General features: G+C 66.3%; 17 protein-coding genes. 7 read left to right on the top strand and 10 right to left on the bottom strand.

What is annotated here, in order from left to right:
• Positions 1-4: 4 nt before the first annotated feature.
• A complete protein-coding gene (locus BBJ41_RS33430; protein WP_069750616.1) occupies positions 5-1,357 on the top strand; it encodes a TRAP transporter large permease in 1,353 nt (450 codons plus the stop codon).
• A gap of 119 nt (positions 1,358-1,476) precedes the next feature.
• On the opposite strand, the gene proP is transcribed toward BBJ41_RS33430, so the two are convergent.
• Together proP and BBJ41_RS33420 are read right to left on the bottom strand one after the other, a co-directional pair.
• On the bottom strand, positions 1,477-2,946 hold the full coding sequence (proP, locus tag BBJ41_RS33425; RefSeq protein WP_069750615.1) for a glycine betaine/L-proline transporter ProP: 1,470 nt from the start codon (positions 2,944-2,946) through the stop codon (positions 1,477-1,479).
• Between the two features lie 256 nt (positions 2,947-3,202).
• Positions 3,203-4,132 carry a LysR family transcriptional regulator gene (locus tag BBJ41_RS33420; protein WP_069751435.1) on the bottom strand — a complete coding sequence of 310 codons (930 nt, stop codon included), beginning with the start codon at positions 4,130-4,132 and terminating at the stop codon, positions 3,203-3,205.
• 90 nt (positions 4,133-4,222) lie between these two features.
• Between BBJ41_RS33420 and BBJ41_RS33415 the strand changes: the two genes are divergently transcribed.
• From BBJ41_RS33415 to BBJ41_RS33400, 4 genes are all read left to right on the top strand, one after another.
• Complete coding sequence (locus tag BBJ41_RS33415; protein WP_083282093.1) at positions 4,223-4,924, top strand: glutathione S-transferase family protein; 702 nt, start codon at positions 4,223-4,225, stop codon at positions 4,922-4,924.
• Positions 4,925-4,973: 49 nt separating this feature from the next.
• Complete coding sequence (locus BBJ41_RS33410; protein ID WP_069751433.1) at positions 4,974-5,339, top strand: nuclear transport factor 2 family protein; 366 nt, start codon at positions 4,974-4,976, stop codon at positions 5,337-5,339.
• Between the two features lie 233 nt (positions 5,340-5,572).
• Positions 5,573-6,841 carry a hypothetical protein gene (locus BBJ41_RS33405; RefSeq protein ID WP_156814957.1) on the top strand — a complete coding sequence of 423 codons (1,269 nt, stop codon included), beginning with the start codon at positions 5,573-5,575 and terminating at the stop codon, positions 6,839-6,841.
• 157 nt (positions 6,842-6,998) lie between these two features.
• Complete coding sequence (locus BBJ41_RS33400) at positions 6,999-7,946, top strand: GlxA family transcriptional regulator (RefSeq protein WP_069750613.1); 948 nt, start codon at positions 6,999-7,001, stop codon at positions 7,944-7,946.
• Positions 7,947-8,178: 232 nt separating this feature from the next.
• Here the strand turns inward: BBJ41_RS33400 and BBJ41_RS33395 are convergent, their stop codons facing one another.
• From BBJ41_RS33395 to BBJ41_RS33370, 6 genes are all read right to left on the bottom strand, one after another.
• A complete protein-coding gene (locus BBJ41_RS33395; RefSeq protein WP_069750612.1) occupies positions 8,179-8,643 on the bottom strand; it encodes a YybH family protein in 465 nt (154 codons plus the stop codon).
• A 128-nt stretch (positions 8,644-8,771) separates the two neighbouring features.
• The gene (locus tag BBJ41_RS33390) at positions 8,772-9,626 is read right to left on the bottom strand and encodes a DJ-1/PfpI family protein (protein ID WP_069750611.1); all 855 of its coding nucleotides are present in this window, start codon (positions 9,624-9,626) and stop codon (positions 8,772-8,774) included.
• 150 nt (positions 9,627-9,776) lie between these two features.
• A complete protein-coding gene (locus BBJ41_RS33385; RefSeq protein WP_069750610.1) occupies positions 9,777-10,523 on the bottom strand; it encodes an SDR family oxidoreductase in 747 nt (248 codons plus the stop codon).
• Between the two features lie 445 nt (positions 10,524-10,968).
• Entirely contained in the window at positions 10,969-11,148 is a 180-nt protein-coding gene (locus BBJ41_RS33380) for a hypothetical protein (protein ID WP_069750609.1), read from the bottom strand.
• 49 nt (positions 11,149-11,197) lie between these two features.
• Complete coding sequence (locus tag BBJ41_RS33375; protein ID WP_236872195.1) at positions 11,198-11,515, bottom strand: hypothetical protein; 318 nt, start codon at positions 11,513-11,515, stop codon at positions 11,198-11,200.
• Positions 11,516-11,814: 299 nt separating this feature from the next.
• Positions 11,815-12,072: a DUF4148 domain-containing protein gene (locus BBJ41_RS33370; protein WP_069750608.1), complete on the bottom strand. Its 258-nt coding sequence runs from the start codon at positions 12,070-12,072 to the stop codon at positions 11,815-11,817.
• A 199-nt stretch (positions 12,073-12,271) separates the two neighbouring features.
• Between BBJ41_RS33370 and BBJ41_RS33365 the strand changes: the two genes are divergently transcribed.
• Positions 12,272-12,949, top strand: a complete 678-nt coding sequence (locus tag BBJ41_RS33365; protein WP_069751430.1) for a heavy metal response regulator transcription factor — start codon at positions 12,272-12,274, stop codon at positions 12,947-12,949.
• The gene (locus tag BBJ41_RS33360; protein WP_069750607.1) at positions 12,946-14,415 is read left to right on the top strand and encodes a heavy metal sensor histidine kinase; all 1,470 of its coding nucleotides are present in this window, start codon (positions 12,946-12,948) and stop codon (positions 14,413-14,415) included. The genes BBJ41_RS33365 and BBJ41_RS33360 overlap by 4 nt, the downstream gene beginning before the upstream one ends.
• Here BBJ41_RS33360 and BBJ41_RS33355 read toward each other — a convergent pair.
• Positions 14,396-15,913 (bottom strand): efflux transporter outer membrane subunit, encoded by a 1,518-nt coding sequence (locus BBJ41_RS33355; protein WP_069750606.1) that lies wholly within the window; start codon positions 15,911-15,913, stop codon positions 14,396-14,398. The genes BBJ41_RS33360 and BBJ41_RS33355 overlap by 20 nt on opposite strands.
• A 31-nt stretch (positions 15,914-15,944) precedes the next feature.
• Entirely contained in the window at positions 15,945-17,291 is a 1,347-nt protein-coding gene (locus tag BBJ41_RS33350; protein WP_069751431.1) for an efflux RND transporter periplasmic adaptor subunit, read from the bottom strand.
• Positions 17,292-17,341 lie beyond the last annotated feature (50 nt).

Below are 17,341 nucleotides of genomic sequence, written 5' to 3'. Positions count from 1 at the left end.
CGCCATGGAACTCGCGATCCTGTCCGTCAGTTTTCTGATTTTCCTCGTGCTCGGCGTGCCCGTGTCGTTCGCGCTCGGGATAGCCTGCGTGCTGACCTATATGGTCGAAGGCCTGCCGATCGCGACCGCGATGCAGGCGATGATCTCGGGGATGAATGCGTTCTCGTTCCTCGCGGTGCCGTTCTTCATTTTCTCCGGCGAGCTGATGCTGCACGGCGGCATCGCGGACCGGATCCTGCGCTTCGCGCAGGCGAGCGTCGGCCATTTCCGCGGCGGCCTCGGGATGGCGAACGTCGTCGCTTGTACGCTGTTCGGCGGCGTGTCGGGTTCGCCGACCGCCGATACGTCGGCGATGGGCGGCGCGGTGATTCCGCTGATGAAGCGCGAAGGCTACAGCGCCGCGTATGCGGTGAACGTGACGACGCACGCGTCGCTCGCCGGCGCGCTGATGCCGACGTCGACCAACATGATCATCTACGCGTTCGCCGCGCAAGGGATCACGGGGATGCTGCACGGCCAGCCGGTGAGCGGCGTGTCGATCGGCGACCTGCTGTTCTCGGGCCTGCTGCCCGTGTTGTGGGTGATGGGCTTCGTGCTCGCGGCCGCTTACTGGCAGGCCGTGCGTCACGGTTATCCGCGCCGTGCGGACGGTTCGTCGGCGCTGCCGTCGTTTCCCGGCTGGTACGCGGTGCTGCGCAGCTTCGTCGGCGCGGTGCCCGGGCTGATGGTGATCGCGATCATCCTCGTGTGCGTCGCGAAGGGGATTGCGACCGCGACGGAAGCCGCCGCGATCGCCGTCGTCTACTCGCTCGTGCTGACCGCGATCGTCTACCGGACGCTGACCGTCGAAAAGCTGCGCCGCGCGCTGTCGCATGCGGCCCGCACGACGGGTGTCGTGCTGCTGCTGATCGCGGTGTCGAACATGCTGCGCTTCCAGATGTCGTACCTGGAGATTCCGGATGCGATCGAAGGGCTGCTGAAGCAGTCGACCGCCGCGCCGTGGCTGATGCTGCTGTACATCAACATCATCCAGGTGTTCCTCGGCACGTTCGTCGACATGGCCGCGCACATCCTGATCACGACGCCGCTGTTCCTGCCGATCGCGATGGCGTGCGGCGTCGGGCCGGTCCAGTTCGGGATCATGCTGCTGCTGAACTGCTCGCTCGGCCTCGTGCACCCGCCGATCGGCTCGGTGCAGTTCGTCGGATGCGCGATCGGCAACGTGTCGATCGGCGAGACGACGAAGATGGCGTGGCCGTATTACCTCGCGATCTTCAGCGCGATCAACATCGTCACCTACCTGCCGTTCTTCTCGACGTGGCTGCCGAGCGTCATCAGCGGGCACGCGGTGTTCTGATCGAATGCTTCACCCGTTGCGGCGCCGGACGATTCAGGTCGTCCGGCGCCGTTTTCGCATGTGGGGTTTCGTTCATCCGGTTTGAACGCGCATGAACGAGCGCGCACGGCGGCGGCGCGTTACGCGCGTTCGCCGAGCGGCGCGAGCTTCCGGTCGCGATTGCGTGCGACGACGGATTCGCCGCGAACGAGGCTCAGCGCTTCCGCGCGGCTCGACACGCACGGCCCGGAGCCCGGCAGCGGCTGGCGCGCCGTCTCGCGCAACGCGAGCACCGACACGATGCCGATGAACGACGCGCCCATCAGGTAGTACGCGGGCATCATCAGGTCGCCGGTGCGATCGACGAGCCACGCGGTGACGAGCGGCGTCGTGCCGCCGAACAGCGACACCGACACGTTGAAGCCGATCGCGAGCGCGCCGTAGCGGATCCGCGTCGGAAAGAGCGCCGGCAGCGCCGACGGCATCACGCCCGTGAACGTCGACAGCAATACGCCGTAGATCAGCATCCCGCCGAACACGGGCAGCATGCCGCCGGTGCGGATCAGCATCAGCGCCGGCACCGACAGCACGAGCAGACCGACACAGCCGAACATCATCACCGGCTTGCGGCCGACCTTGTCCGACAGGTGCCCGGCGTAGAGCGTCATCGGCATCATCAGCACCATCACGAGCAGCACCAGGAACAGGCCGTGCGATTCGCGGAAGTGCAGCGTGGCCGACAGATAGCTCGGCAGGTACGACAGCGCCATGTAGTCGGTCACGTTGAAGATCAGCACGAGGCCGACGCACTGCAGCAGCGGCTTCCACTGTTCGACGAGCAGCCGCGCGAAGCTTTGCTTCGGCCGCGTGCGTTCTTCCGCTTCGCGCGCTTCGGCTTCTTTCTTGAACGCGGGCGTTTCCTCGAGCTTCAGTCGCACGTAAAGGCCCACGAGGCCGAGCGGGCCGGCGATGAAGAACGGCACGCGCCAGCCCCACGACAACAGCGCTTCTTGCGACAGCGTCGCGGTGAGCAGCGCCACCGTCGCCGCGCCGAGCGTGTAGCCGATCAGCGTGCCGAACTCGAGGAAGCTGCCCATGAAGCCGCGGCGCTTGTCGGTCGAGAATTCGGCGATGAAGGTGGCCGCGCCGCCGTATTCGCCGCCGGTCGAGAAGCCCTGTACGAGGCGGGCGACGAGCAGCAGCATGGGCGCCATGATGCCGATCGACGCGTAGCTCGGGATCAGGCCGATCGCGAAGGTGCCGACGGCCATCATGATCATCGTGGCGGCGAGCACGCGCTGGCGGCCGATGCGGTCGCCGAGCGGGCCGAACACCATGCCGCCGAGCGGGCGCACGACGAACGCGGCCGCGAACGTGCCGAAGGTGGCGAGCAGCTGCGCGGAGGGGCTGCTGGACGGGAAGAACACCTTGCCGAGCGTGACGGCGATGTAGCTGTACACGCCGAAATCGAACCATTCCATCGCGTTGCCGAACGCCATCGCGCCGACCGCACGCTTGAGTACCGCGTGATCGACGATCGTGATGTCATCCAGCTTGACGGACTTGCGCGAAGACCGGGCTTTCGCGGGGTGCGCTTGCGACGGGCTCAATGAACTCTCCTGGAATTGCCTTGGCGGCCGGCCGGATGGCGTTGCAGCGGAGTAGTACGGGCCGATGGACAGCGAAGGCGGATGTCTCGGGGGCGCCTCGATGTCGGGGAAGTGATGCGCGCAGCAGGCGACACCGGGCAGGTTTGTTGTGTCACCCAGTGTAGAGAAACGGGCGCAACCGACTATCGGTCATGCGCCCGTAATTCGGTTGTAAACGACACGCGTTTGTGCCGTGCGTGTTGCGCGGAACGTGCGCCTAGCGCGCTCGTTTCGCCGGCGCGCGCCATTCGGCCGTGGCCAGCCGGGCGATGAAGAAGTCGGCCAGCGCGCCGACCTTGGCCGGTCGTGCACGCGCGGACGGCGTGACGAAGTACAGCCCGCCTTCGGGCAGGCGCCAGTCGGTCAGAACCGGTTCGAGTTGCCGGTCCGCGAAATACTGCGTCGCGACGAACTCGGGAAGCTCGGTGATCGCGAGTCCCGCGAGCACCGTCGGCAGCAACGCTTCCACGCTGGTGCCGCGCAACATCCCGCCGGGCGTGACCGCGCACGTTTCACCGTTTTTGCGGGTGAAGCGCCAGACATCGCGCTGGCTTCTGTTCGTGTACGTGAGGCACGCATGGGCGCCGAGTTCCTGCGGATGCCGAGGGCGGCCATGACGCGCCAGATAGGCCGGCGACGCGACGACGAACCGGCGCACCGGCGCGATGAGCCGCGCGACGAGCGACGAGTCTTCCAGGATCGCGATGCGCAGCGCGGCGTCGAAGCCGTCGCCGATCAGGTCGGATTGCGCATCGGTCAGGTGCAGGTCGACCGCGATGTCCGGATAGAGCCCGAAGAACTCGGGCAGCAGCGGCGCCACCCAGCGCGTGCCGAACGACAGCGGTGCGGCCAGCTTGACGAGGCCGCGTGGCAGGCTCGACGTCTCGCGCGCGAAATCCTCGGTGTCTTCCGCATCGGCATAGAGCTTCGCCGCGCGCTCGATGAGCGTGTGGCCGTAATCGGTGAGCGCGAGCCGTCGCGAGGTGCGGTTGAACAGACGCCCGCCGAGCCGTTCCTCGAGGCGCGTCACCGCACGCGAAACCGTCGCGACCGACACGCCCATCGCCGTCGCCGCGCCGGCGAACGAGCCTTCTTCCGCAACCTTCGCGAACATCGCGAATCCTTCAAAATCCGGCAATCTCGACATCGACATTTTTGCAATGATGGTTTGCAATCATTTCTGTTTCGAAAAATAGCACGACGCCATAAATTTGTCTCACCGAAACGGAGATGAATCATGGAACGCAAACCCGCAGGAAAGATTGCCGTCGACGCAGGCAGCGACCCCGGCACGAGCACGCTCGACGTGTTCGCATTCGCGACGCCGAACAGCGTCAAGGTGCCCATCGCGCTGGAAGAGATGGGCGTCGAATACCGGCTCGTTCCGGTCGACCTGCGCCGCGGCGAACAGAAGACCGACGCGTTCAGGGCGATGAACCCCGACGCGAAGGTGCCGGTGCTCGTCGATCGCTCGGCAGCTGGGGAGGGCGATATCGTGGTGAGCGAGTCGGCCGCGATCCTGGTCTACCTCGCGGAGAAAACCGGGCAACTGCTGCCCGCGAGCGGCCCGCAGCGCGGCAAGGTGTTCGAGCAACTGTTCTTTCATGCGTCAGAGTTGAGCCCGGCATTCCTGCAGGCTTTCCGGGTGACGATCCACGCGTCGCCGGAACCGGATGCGAAAGCGCGCGCGCTGGCGGAAGTCGATCGGACGCTCGGCGTGCTCGATCGCGTGCTCGATCGCGTGCTCGACCGCAGCCGATACGTGGCCGGCGATACGTACAGCATCGCGGACATCGCGCACTTCGGCTGGTTGTGGCGCCATCAGGCGATCGGCGCGACGCTCGACCGCTTTCCGTCCGTCGCGCGCTGGTATGACGAAATTTCCGCGCGCCCGGCGGTGGTCACCGCCGTCGAGAAAATACTGGCGCTCGCACGCTGATGCAACTGCGTATTTTGACCATTCACCTTATTTGATCAGGAGAACGATGATGAACGACCGTATCCATGAACTGCTCGAACGCAATCTGCAGGAAGTCTTCGGCGAAGGCGACGCGGCACGCCGCCGCGCCGCGATCGAGGCGCTTTATACCGAGGACTGTGTGCTCTACGTGCCGCCCGGCACGTTCGTCGGGCACGACGCGCTCGACACGTTCGCCGGAGATCTGCGCGCGACGCATCCTCATTTCGCCTATATCGCGCACGGCAAGCCGCAGGCGCTTCACAATGCCGGCCGCGTTACGTGGGGTTCCGGCCCGCGCGGCGAAGCGCCCGAATATACGGGCGTGGACGTGATCATCGTGCGCGACGGGAAGATTGCCGCGCTTTACGTGTTCCTCGATTCGGAGCCGTCGTAGTCGTTGCGTTCGATGAGCTGCTGATCGATGCGTCGCGATCACGCATTCGCTCGTCAAATGCCGTAATGGAAATCGCGTCGGGACAAGGAACGACGCTCACGCCGGTACGACATTCGCTTGCCCGACGATCGCATGCGACCGGTAAGTCACGGTAACGAAGGCTGTAATCCGGGTAACCGCACCGGAACCTACACTGGATCGACGTGCTGGACGAACTTCAACGCAACGATCCGATGACTTCCATGAACGCGACGCAAGCTGTGTTTCTTCATTCAGGCTATGGTGCGACCGACGGCTGGCTGTGGGCCTGCCTCCGAGATCTTGACGGCGTGACGGCATACGACGAGCCGCTGCGTGCGATGGTCGAATCGGTCGATTATGCGCAGTACGCCGGCACCGGCTCGGACGGCGCGCTCGCCGCGATGCCAGCAACCGGCCGGCAGCCTTATACGAACATTGCCGATTCGCTGAGGCAGGACACGCTCGGCATGTCGCGCGTCGAAATGGCGTTTTCCGCCAATCAGTTCGAGGAAGCGACGCCCGAATACGCAGGCGACATCGAATTCTTTCTGCGCACGCTGATGGATCAGGCGTTCGATCGCGGGCGCATCCCGGTATTCCGTTTCGGCGAATCGCTCGGCCGGCTCGCATGGATGCGCCGCGCGTTTCCGGATGTCGTGCATATCGTCGTCGCGCGCAATCCGCTCGCGCAGTGGCAGTCGTGTTGCGACCGGCTCGTCGCGCATCGCGATGCGCACTGCATCGCGTTGCCGTTCCTCGCGCTCGCGTGCGGTCGCAGCGTGCCGGCGGTCGAGCGCGTCGTCGTCGGGCTGCGTATCGATCTGCTGGACGATTTTCCGTGCGTCGTCGAGCGGCCGGCCGATCATTGCGTCGAATTCTTCAAGGCGCATGCGGCCTATGTCGGGCCGGCCGCGACCTATCGCGCCTTCCTCGGCTGCTGGCTGCTCGCGATGCGCTATGCAACGACCCACGCGGATGCGATCTTCGATTGTGATCTGGCCATCCGGTCGCACGCGTACCTCGGCGCCGCAGAGGCGTGGCTCGCGAACCTGACCGGATTGACGCCGTCGATGCGGGCCGCGCACCGGAACCACGCGGTGCGCAGCCGGACGCTGTCGTTCTCCGATGACGAGGATGCGCATCTCGCCGCGATGGAAGTCGGCAAGTTGCTCGTGCGCGACGGCAGCGCGCCGGTCGAGGCGCTCGCGCTGTGGGCGAGCAAGCTGGCCGAGGCGACGCTGGGCGCGCGCGCCGATGCGGATGCTACCGCCGCCTATGCGCACATGTGCGTCGATCAGGCGATGCGGATCGTGGATCTCGCCGCGGCCGGCAGTTTCGGCTGCGACGCCGTGCTCGCGAGCGAACTCGCGATGATGAAGGCGGCGCTGGGCGGGTTGGCCGAGCAGGCGATGGATAGGCGGCCGGGGCCGTGGTCGCGGTTGACGCGCACCGCGCGCAACTTCCTGGCGACGCGGCGGTAAACGCCGGCTGTGCGGAACGAAAAAGGCGCGTCGCGGAGCGTGATGCCATCGGGCATAGGCGGGCCGTCATCCGGCAAGTTGTTCGGACATTCGAATGGCGTTAATCGAGGGTTATCTATAAAATACGCCAATCGATTGCTTCGATAACGACTTCGTCATGCATCGAATTGGATTCTTCGTTTGCCACGGCCACGATGCGCTCGATCTGGCCGGCCCCTTGTCGGCTTTCAATCAGGTGATCAAAGCCGCCGGCCATACTCCATATGATCTTCATGTCGTCTCGCAGTCGGGCGGCCCCATTCTAGGCAATGCGGGCCTTCCGATCGAGACGAAACCGATCGGGAGGCGCACGGTCGACACCGTCATATTCGTGGGCGGTGACATCGATCCGATGCAGACACCGGAGAACATCGCCGCCGCCAGGAAATTGGGCTCGCGAGCTGCACGCGTGGCAAGCGTGTGTACGGGCGCGTTCTTGCTTGCGGAAACCGGCTTGCTGGACGGCCTGAGAGCAACGACGCACTGGCTGTACGCAGCGCAATTGCAGTCGCGCTTCCCTCGCATCCGGGTCGAGTGCGACAGCATTTACATCGCAGATGGCCGCATCTGGACGTCGGCCGGCATCGCCGCCGGAATCGACCTGGCGCTCGCGATGATTGAACGGGATATGGGCGCTGAAATCGCGCGTACTGTCGCCCGGTATTTGGTCGTTCCATATCGCCGGCCTGGCGGTCAATCCCAATTCTCCGAGATGTCGCAGATGGAGCCGGAGTCGGATCGCATCCGCATCGCGCTGAATTTCGCCAGAGAACATCTGGCCGAAGCGTTGCCAGTCGAGCGACTCGCCGATGCCGCGAGATTGAGCCTGCGGCAATTCGGACGCGCATTTCGTCGGGAAACGGGTGAAACGCCTGCAAGGGCGGTCGAGCGCTTGCGCGTCGAAGCCGCGCGTCTGCGTCTGCAGGGCGGTAGCGAACCCATCGAACAGATTGCGCTGGCGGTGGGATTCGCCGATCCGGAGCGGATGCGAAGGGCCTTCGTCAAATTGCATGGACATCCGCCGCAATCGATCCGGCGCGAAAGCAGATTGAACAGCGAGCGCTGATTGCCTCGCAATCAGCGCGTCACATGATCGGTATTCGTTCGATGGTCCATTGGCGTTTGCAGGGGGCCATCGTGAACCGGATTCATCTTCCAGCCGATCGGTAATCGTTGCGCCAGCCGGTTTCGTTCGTCGGCGGGCCGAAACTCGGCGAGTCCTGTTCCGACAGGATCAGACGGCCGCCGTCGGACCCGCCGCCCGGGAGACGTTCACAGGCGTTGATGAGCGTCAGGTATCAGGGGGCGTAACTGTTCCACATGTCGCGATGCAGCTTCCAGGTGTCGCCCTGCTTCACGAAGATCAGGATCTGTTTGCCGCGATAGGTGAGCTTTCCGCTCTGATCGTGGATCTCGGCATCAGAAACTTCAGTCACCATCCGGTCATTTCCGTAAAACTCATAGTTGCTGAAGGATACGGTGTGAGGCGTGGATCCCGCATATCCCTTGGTGAAGTATTCGACGATCGCTTTGGGGCCGGTGATTCGGTCGCCGCCGGGCGGTAAAAGTGCACCGTTTTCCGTATAGAGATGGCCGATCGCCTCATAGTCGCCGCGCCCGAAGGCTGTTGCCCATCGTGCGTTTTCGGCCTTGATTGCGGCTTCGGGCGGACGCTGTGAGTCACCTGCATTCGCAGGCGCCGTATAAGCGAGAAGAGAGAAGCAGGCGGCAAGCGCCGCAACATAGCGATGTGTCTGTCGCATTGAATGATTTCCGATCCTGGTTTTAGTGGGAGGAGGCCGTGCCGAAGTGTGCAAATGGCGCAAACGATGTCGGTGCGGCCTGCATCGAGGCGGGCGATGTGGCCTAGAGTGCGACGCGGGGATGCGTTTCAGCGAACGCCTGGAATTCGCGCGAGCCCTTTGGACGCGCCCGGCAGATCCTTGTCGACCATCGCAACGACTTCCGGCCGCGCGTCTCTGGGATGGCCGGAATGGAACGGCGGGGCGGGATCGTATTCGATCGCGAGTTGCGTGAATTCAGCAGCCTGTTGACCGCGCAGCTTTGCGGCAACGCGCAGTGCGAAGTCGATGCCGGCCGTCACGCCGCCGCCGCTCATGAACCGGCCGTTGTCGTCTTCCACGAAGCGATCCGGAACGGGGATGGCGCCGTATTCGGCCAGCTTGTTGATGAAGGCCCAATGGCAGGCGCTGCGCTTACCCTTGAGCACGCCCGCCGCGGCGAGCACGAGCGATCCGTTGCACACTGACGTGACGTGTTTGGCGCTCGCGGCCAGACGCCGGACCTGCGCTTGATACGCCGGCTGCATCGGCGCCGTCAGATTGGAGCCGCCGGGAACCAGAAGCAGGCCGGCATTCCTGATATCGGCCAGTCGTTCGGTCTTGCCATACACGACGCCAAATTCGAGCGTCACGTCACCCCCATCGAGGCTCGCATAGCGAACGTTCGTATTCGGCAGCCGGTGAAAAATCTCGCTGGGGCCGGCAAAGTCGAGCAGCGTTCCGCCGGGATAAACCGAGATGACGATGTCGAGCGGCTCGTCCGGGGAGAGCATTCCGTTGCCGCCGGCCTGTGCAAACGCGGAAGCGGAGCCGCCGAGCAGGGCGCCGCCTCCGAAGATGGCGCCGAGCGTGGCGATGCCTCCGAGCTTGAGGGCATGGCGGCGGGAATGGTCGGCGCCGATCGGTCGCTGGCCGGACGAGGTGTTTTCGCTACTGTCGGTCAAGATATTTCTCCTTGTATGTCGGCTCTCTCTGCGGGCGCAGCCAGGTCGGGCCGGATTGCCGAACCGCCGCGACGAAATGCGCGGCGGGCGCGTGATTCACGTGGGGGGAGCGGGATGTCGTGCAGGGTCCGGAAATCGGAAACCGAAGCCTCAAAGCTGCGAGGCGCCGCCATCGACGACCAGTTCGGTGCCGACGACGTAGGCGGATTCGTCGCTGGCGAGATAGAGCGCCGCGTAGGCAATGTCCTCGGCCTGGCCCATGTGGCCCACCGGGATAGCCTTGGCGAACTCGGCCTTGCGGTCGCGAACCCACTCGTCGGACATCCCCCACTTGCTGATCAGCGGCGTGTCGATTGCGCCGGGTGCGATCGCGTTGAAGCGGATTTTTCGGTCGAGAAATTCATAGGACCAGCTGCGAGCCAGTGATCGCACGGCGGCCTTCGCCGCAGCAGTCAACGAGATGCCATGTGCACCGGTCTGCGCGACGAACGATGTATTGAGGATGACTGAGGAGGAATCGCGCAAGTACGGGAGCACCGCCTGAAGCGTGAACACCACGCCTTTGACGTTGATGTCCATGATCTCGTCATAGAGTGGCTCGTCGATGTCGTTGACCGCCGACGGGAAAGCGCGGCCGGCGTTGGCGAACACGACATCCAGCCCGCCGAACTTTTCTTTCACTTCGGCGGCGATCGCCCGCATGTCCTCGATCGAACGGACGTCGCCCTTGAGGACGAGCGCATGCTCGCCAAGCTCGGCTTGCACGCGTTCGAACACGGCATCGTTGCGACCCGTCACCGCTACGCGGGCGCCCTCGGCAATGAAGAGTTTGGCGGTTGCAAGACCGATGCCACTCGTACCACCGGTGATCAAAGCCGACTTGTTCTTGAGTCTCATCTTGTGTTCCTTTCTCTGCTTCACGATTGATCGGGCCGAAGGTTCAACGCGCAATCACGCTGGGGCGTTTGCTTCGGCTTCGTCTGCCACGCAAATTATGAAATGCGACGCTGAAGGCTCAAAGGTCGTATAACCCTCAAAAAACGTCATCGTGAGAAAGGCGCGCCGGTGCAAATTTCCGCCCGGCAGTGAGAGTCTGCGTCACTGCCGGGCGGATCTGCTTCCGCGCTTGATCCGGAAGCGGTTGGCGAGATGTGGGCGGGTGATGAAAACGCCGGTGCGCGAGAGCGCATGACGACGGTCGTCATCGCGCATAAGGCGGGATCTGCACGCGAAGTGGCGGCTCAGGTGGTGATCGTTCGATCAGGAGCCGTGGCGCGTGAACCGACGTCTCGTGATCGCGGTGGGTTTCGGGGCAGCGATCGCATTGGTCGCGAAGTCGTGATCAGTCCGGCGTGCGTTCGGGCTGCTGTTCTGGTTGTTGCGCATCGAGTTGTGTATTGGACCACCCGCCGCCCAGATCGCCGAACTGCGTCGTCGTCGCGACGCTTGCGACCTGCGCGGGAACCGTGTGCGCCGGCTTCGACCGCCGCGGCAGGTGAGCGACGATCGGCGCGGCGAGCACGCCGGCGGCGATCCACCGGCGGTACCGATGCCGCCGCGCGGCAACGCGCTTACCAGCGGTGATGCGCGGCCCAGTCCTGCCGGCCCCACCAGCGGCGGCCGTCCCAGTACCGGCCGCTGTGCCAGCCGATCGCGATGCCGACCGTGGGCACCATCACGGGCGCGGCGACGACGGGCTGCGCGTACACCACGGGCGGTGCGTAGGCGACGGGCGGCGGCGGCGCGACATACACGGGTGCCGGTGCGACATAAACGGGCGCGGGCGCCGCGATGCCGAGACCGATCGAAATGCCGGCCATCGCCGGTTGCACGGAAAGGCATGCAATCAGCACGCCCGAGCCGAGGACGGCCCATTGTTTCGCATTCATCCTGTCACCTCGTTGTGCTGGGAACGCCTTCAATCTAATGGAAGGTGCGATGAATGAGCATTACACGGGAGTAACGTCCGATTTCGAAAAATAGCGACATCGTGCACGTGACGATCAAGAGCGGTCGTCACGCATGCCGGTCGATCGTTAAACGGTATTACTGCCGCCGGGACGGTGCGCACAACCGCTTGATTGAAAAGGATTCCGCGGACGCGTTTGGGCGTGCCGCGGAATATGCCGAAACATGCGGGACAGGCGCGACACCGGACTGTCAGCCGGCTGTCGGTAATATGCCGAGATCAATTTTCGGTCGACGCCGTCGTGGTCGGCATCGCGTCGTGATGCTGGATCGCGTAGAGCTGGCGATTGCGAGCGATCTCCGAGGCCGACGGCGGATAGTCGTTCCGGTTCGACGGCAGCAGGCCGTCGGCTTCGGCATGGATCAGTTGCTGGCGGATTTCGGTGCGCGTGATCGGCGCCTGTGTGGACTGGGCGAACGCCTGCGTACCGAACGGCAGGCTCAGCGCGGCAAGGACGAAAGCGGCGACGAGTTTCATGATGGCTCCTGGGCGGATGAGTGAACGGGCGAGTGGGGTGGGCCCACACGTCCCATTCTGGTTTTGCCGCCAGTCACCACACTGACCCGTTGATTACAGTTTCGTAATCAGGCCGTGTCGCGCGGGCGCGAGGCGGTTCGCCCGCCCGGTTTCCCGGTAACATCGGCGCATGTCACCACCGAATGCGATGGAGCCGAGCATGCGCATCCTGATAGTCGAAGACGAGCCGAAGACCGGCGCGTACCTGAAGAAAGGGCTCGAGGAGTCCGGCTTCAGCGTCGATCTCGCGAAGGACGGCGGCGAAGGGCTGACGCTCGCGCAGGAAGAAAGCTACGACGTGATCGTGCTCGACGTGATGCTGCCCGTGCTCGACGGCTGGAGCGTGCTCAAACGGCTGCGCGACACGCACGCGACGCCCGTGTTGTTCCTGACCGCGCGCGACGACGTACAGGACCGCGTGCATGGCCTCGAACTCGGCGCCGACGATTACCTCGTGAAGCCGTTCGCGTTCGTCGAACTGCTCGCGCGCATTCGCACGCTGGCGCGCCGCGGGCCGCCGCGCGAGACGGAGCGCATTGCCGTGGGCGATCTGGAGATCGACGTCGTGCGCCGCCGCGTGAAGCGCGGCACGGTGCGGATCGACCTGACGCCGCGCGAATTCTCGCTGCTGCAGTTGCTCGCGCGCCGGCAGGGTGAAGTGCTGAGCCGCACGCAGATCGCGTCGTACGTGTGGGACATGAATTTCGACAGCGACACCAACGTCGTCGAAGTTGCGATCCGGCGGCTGCGCGCGAAGATCGACGACGCTTTCGCGGTCAAGCTGATCCATACGGTGCGCGGCGTCGGCTACGTGCTCGAACCGAAGGACGGCGCGTGACGCTCGGCCGCTCGCTCGGCGCGACGCTCGCGCTCGCGTTCGGCGCGACCACGCTCGCCGTCTTCGCGCTCGTCGGCGCGTATGTGTACACCGGCCTCGAACGGCAGGTGAGCGCGCAGGACGACCTCGACATCGTGCTCGCCGCGCGGCACACGCGCCGGCTCGCGGGTGAGCTCGATTCGCTCGACGCCGTGCGCGCGCATGCGGACCGGCTGACGAGCCAGGTACTCGGCAACGCGGCGCTGTCGCTGGCGGTCGTCGACGGGCAGGGCAACGTGCTCGCGCGCCACAACGTCGAGCGCACCGAGCTGGAAGACCTGCCGGACGCATCGTCGCCCGCGCGGCCGGCGTTGCCCGATGCCGACCTGTTGCCGCCGCACGCAACGCCGGTGCCCGCGAACGAACGGATTACCGCCGAGCGGATCGTCACGTGGGCCGCTGACGGCGGCACGTCCGTGCGCGGCGTCGTGGCCGAAGCCGAGTTGCGCGACCACGCGAAGATCCGGATCGCGGTCGCGCGCAACATGAGCGATCGCGCCGAACTGCTCGACGGCTACCGCGACAAGCTGAAGATCGCCGGCGGCCTCGGCGCGCTGCTCGCGATGCTGCTCAGCTACTGGCTGATCCGCACGTCGCTCGCGCCGCTGCGCGAGATCGTCGCGAACACGGGCCGGATCACCGTCGACAAGCTCGATACGCGGCTCGACGCGTCGCGCGCACCGCGCGAACTGACGGCGCTCGTCGACGCGCAGAACGCGATGCTCGGCCGCCTGCAGCAGGCGTTCGGGCATCTGTCGCAATTCAGCGCGGATCTCGCGCACGATCTGCGCACGCCGCTGAACAACATGCGCGGCGCAACCGAAGTGGCGCTGGCACGGCCGCGCTCGCCCGACGAGTACCAGGCGCTGCTCGAATCGAATCTCGAGGAATACGACCGTCTCGCGCGGATGATCGAGAACGTGCTGTTTCTCGCGCGTGCCGAGCATCCTGGCTTCGTCACGCGGCAACGCGCATTCGACGTGCACGACGAGCTGGAGCGCATCGCCGGTTATTTCGAAGGGCTCGCCGACGAGGCCGGCTCGACGCTGCGCGTCGACGGGCGCGGCCGGCTGACCGCCGATCTCGAGCTGTTTCGCCGCGCGGTCAGCAACCTGCTCGCGAACGCGCTGCGCTACACGCCGGCGGGCGGTGTGATCGCGCTGCGCGTCGACGAAACGGCGGACGCGGTGTGCGTCGTCGTGTCGAACCCGGGCGAGCCGATCGATCCCGCACTGCTGCCGCGCATCTTCGATCGCTTCGTGCGCGGCGACCCCGCGCGCAGCGGCGGCGTGCCCGGCGGCACGGCCGGACTCGGCCTCGCGATCGTGCGTTCGGTGATGGAGCTGCATGGCGGCACCGCACGCGTCGAAAGCGATGCGGCCGGAACGCGCTTCATCCTCACGTTCGTCAAGACGCCGACGGCGTAGCTGCCGGGAGCCCGGCTGCGGTTGCGTCCGCACCCGTATTTGCACCCGCATCTGCACCCGTATGCCAGCCACCGCCCAGCGCGGTCAGCAACCCGACCGCGGCCTCCATCCGGCGGGCGGCGATCTGGTCGGCCAGACGCCGGTTCGTCAGTGCGATCGTCTGCGCGGTCACGACATCCAGGTAGCTGACCGCGCCCGCGTTGAAGCGGTTCGTCGTCAGCCGCAGCGACAGGTCGGCCGCATCGGTCGCGCGCTGCTGGCTGCCGGCTTCCGACGCGAGCGCATCGAGCGTGGACAGCCGATCCTCGACCTGCTGGAACGCGACGAGCACGGTCTGCCGATAGTCGGCGACTACGCCGTCGTATTGCGCATGCGCGCTACGCAGCGACGCGCTGCGGCGCCCACCGTCGAACAGCGTGCCGGCGAGCTGCGAGCCGAGCGACCAGAACAGGCTCGGCGCGGTGAGCCACGGCGCGAAGAAGCCGCTTTCGAGCCCCGCGCTCGCCGACAGCACGAGATCGGGAAAGAACGCGGCGTGCGCTTCGCCGATCTGCGCATTCGCGGCCGCGACGCGGCGCTCGGCCGCCGCGATGTCGGGCCGTCGTTCGAGCAGTTGCGACGGCACGCCGGCCGGGATCGCCGGCACGTCGAACGCCTGCACGCGAGGCGGCAGCGCGAACGTCGATGCGCTTTCGCCGACGAGCGTCGCGATCGCATGCTGGAGCTGCGCGCGCGACGCGTCGATGTCGGTGTCCTGCGTGCGCGTCGATTCCAGTTGCGTCGCGGCTTGCGCGACGGCCGACGCGTCGATCGCGCCGGCCGCGAGCTGCTGCTTCAGCAGCTTCAGCGCATCCGCATATGCGCGCACCGTGTCGTCGAGCAGCTGCTTCTGCGTATCGAGCGAGCGCAGCGCGAAATAGTCGGTCGCGAGCTCGGCCGTGACCGACAGCTTCACGGCCTGCAGGTCGGCCGCGCTTGCGTCGGCGTTCGCCTGCGCGCCCGTTACCGCATCGCGCACGCGGCCGAAGACGTCGGGCTCCCAGCTCGCGGCGACGCCGGCCTGGTAGTCGGGCGTCGTTTTGCCGGCCAGCGACGAGCCGAGCTTGTTCTGCGATACGCGCGCCCGACTCTGCGCGACGCCGGCCGTCACGGTCGGCAGGAACCCCGCATGCTGGTAGTCGACCATCGCGCGCGCCTGCTGGAGATCGGCGACGGCCTTCTTCACGGTCTGGTTCGACACGTCGACGCGCGCTTCGAGCGCGTTCAGGTCGGTGTCGCCGAAGACGGTCCACCATGCGCCGCGCGACGCGGCGTCGGCCGGCGCCGCGACGTTCCAGCCGGGCTGCGCGGTGGGTGCGCCCGCATAGTGCGCGGGGACGGCGACGGCAGGCGGTGAATAAGCGGGCAGCGTCGAGCACGCAGACAACGCGGTCAAAGCGGCGGCCACGCCGAGCACGACGACACGGCGGGCGAACGGAAGCGGACGAAAGAAGCACATGGCGGATATCTCGCGAGTTGTCATCGGCGGATCAGCCGCGGGCCGGCGTGGAAGCTGCGGCCGGCGTTGCGACGGCGGCGGTCGCCGACGCGGCCGTGGCCCCGGCCGCCGAGCCTGTTGGCGCGGTTGGCGTCGCGCCATGCGCGACCGACACGATCTTCACGGCTTCGCCCGCGGCGATCGAATCGCCCGGGTTGTCGATCACGCGATCGCTGGCGGCGAGCCCCGACACGATCTCGACGCGCGTGCCGAAATCGCGCCCGATCTGCACGGTTTTCAGCGCGGTGGCGCCGTTCGCGCCGACGGTCGCGACCGTCACACCGTTCGGCCGGAACAGCAGCGCGCTGACCGGCAGCTCGAACGCCGGGGCCGCGCTCGGCACGAGCAGGTGCGCCTGCGCATACGCGCCGGGCATCAGCGCGCCATCGCGATTGTCGACGTCGATCTCGACCCGCAGCGTGCGCGTGACCGGATCGATCGCGCCCGCGCTGCGCGCGACGCGCGCGGCGAAGCGCCGCCCCGGATACTGCTGCGTGGTCAGGTACACGGACGTCCCGGTTGTCACGCCGGCCGCGCTGTCTTGCGGCACGTCGACGAACACGCGCAACGTGCCCGTCTGTTCGAGATGGAACAGTTCGCCCGACAGCCCGGGGCTGCCCGGCGTGCCGCCCGCGGTGACGAGCGTGCCGACGTCGACGTTGCGCGCGGTGATCACGCCGTCGAACGGCGCGGCGACCGATTCGTACGACACCAGCTCGGTCAGGTGCGCGACGTTCGCCTGCGCCGAGGCCAGCATCGCGCGCTTCGCGTTCATGTCCGCGACCTTGGTGTCGGTGTCCTGCTGCGATACCGATTGCGTTTTCAGCATGTCCTGCCAGCGCTGCGCGGTCGATTTCGCGTAGTCGTAGTTCGCCTGCGCGGTCGCCGTGTCGGCGCGCGCCTGCCGCAACTGCGCGTCGAGATCGGGCGCGGTGATCTGTGCGAGCGTCGCGCCGGCCTTCACGCGCGCGCCGATATCGGCATTCCAGTGCGCGATATAGCCGCTCGTGCGCGCATAGATCGATGCCTCGGCGTAGGGCATCACCGAGCCGGGCAGCGTCAGCGTCTGGTCGGCGGGCGCGGTGCCCGGCAGGATCACCGAGACCGGCAGCGCCTGCTGCGCGGCCACCTGCACGCGCTGCGCGGCGCGCGCGTCGAGACGCGGCACGATGGCGATCGCCAGCAGCGCGGCGGCCGCCGCGATCGCGGCGAGCGGGACGGTCAGCTTGCGGCGGCGGCGCGGCGGCGCGGCTTCGGGCGTCGTACAGCTTGCAACGGGTGGCGCCGTATCCGCTTCGGCGGCCGGCGGCGGGGCGAGAGGTTCGGTCGAGTCGTTCATGATGGGTTCGAAGTCGGGCGAGTCGAAGGGGAGCAGGCGTACATCCGCGA

The sequence above is a fragment of the Burkholderia stabilis genome (genome assembly GCF_001742165.1).
GTDB lineage: Bacteria > Pseudomonadota > Gammaproteobacteria > Burkholderiales > Burkholderiaceae > Burkholderia > Burkholderia stabilis.
Note: the sequence above shows the minus strand (reverse complement) of the source record. Positions and strands in the feature narration are given on the sequence as shown.

Bases quoted from the DNA above. Each gene is read 5' to 3' on its own strand.
- BBJ41_RS33410 (WP_069751433.1), top strand. From the start codon at position 4,974: ATGAACGACCGTATCCATGAACTGCTCGAACGCAATCTGCAGGAAGTC.
- BBJ41_RS33370 (WP_069750608.1), bottom strand. From the start codon at position 12,072: ATGAAACTCGTCGCCGCTTTCGTCCTTGCCGCGCTGAGCCTGCCGTTC.
- BBJ41_RS33375 (WP_236872195.1), bottom strand. From the start codon at position 11,515: ATGAATGCGAAACAATGGGCCGTCCTCGGCTCGGGCGTGCTGATTGCA.
- BBJ41_RS33400 (WP_069750613.1), top strand. From the start codon at position 6,999: ATGCATCGAATTGGATTCTTCGTTTGCCACGGCCACGATGCGCTCGAT.
- BBJ41_RS33405 (WP_156814957.1), top strand. From the start codon at position 5,573: ATGACTTCCATGAACGCGACGCAAGCTGTGTTTCTTCATTCAGGCTAT.
- BBJ41_RS33385 (WP_069750610.1), bottom strand. From the start codon at position 10,523: ATGAGACTCAAGAACAAGTCGGCTTTGATCACCGGTGGTACGAGTGGC.
- BBJ41_RS33420 (WP_069751435.1), bottom strand. From the start codon at position 4,132: ATGTCGAGATTGCCGGATTTTGAAGGATTCGCGATGTTCGCGAAGGTT.
- BBJ41_RS33395 (WP_069750612.1), bottom strand. From the start codon at position 8,643: ATGCGACAGACACATCGCTATGTTGCGGCGCTTGCCGCCTGCTTCTCT.
- BBJ41_RS33355 (WP_069750606.1), bottom strand. From the start codon at position 15,913: ATGTGCTTCTTTCGTCCGCTTCCGTTCGCCCGCCGTGTCGTCGTGCTC.
- BBJ41_RS33365 (WP_069751430.1), top strand. From the start codon at position 12,272: ATGCGCATCCTGATAGTCGAAGACGAGCCGAAGACCGGCGCGTACCTG.
- BBJ41_RS33350 (WP_069751431.1), bottom strand. From the start codon at position 17,291: ATGAACGACTCGACCGAACCTCTCGCCCCGCCGCCGGCCGCCGAAGCG.
- BBJ41_RS33415 (WP_083282093.1), top strand. From the start codon at position 4,223: ATGGAACGCAAACCCGCAGGAAAGATTGCCGTCGACGCAGGCAGCGAC.
- BBJ41_RS33430 (WP_069750616.1), top strand. From the start codon at position 5: ATGGAACTCGCGATCCTGTCCGTCAGTTTTCTGATTTTCCTCGTGCTC.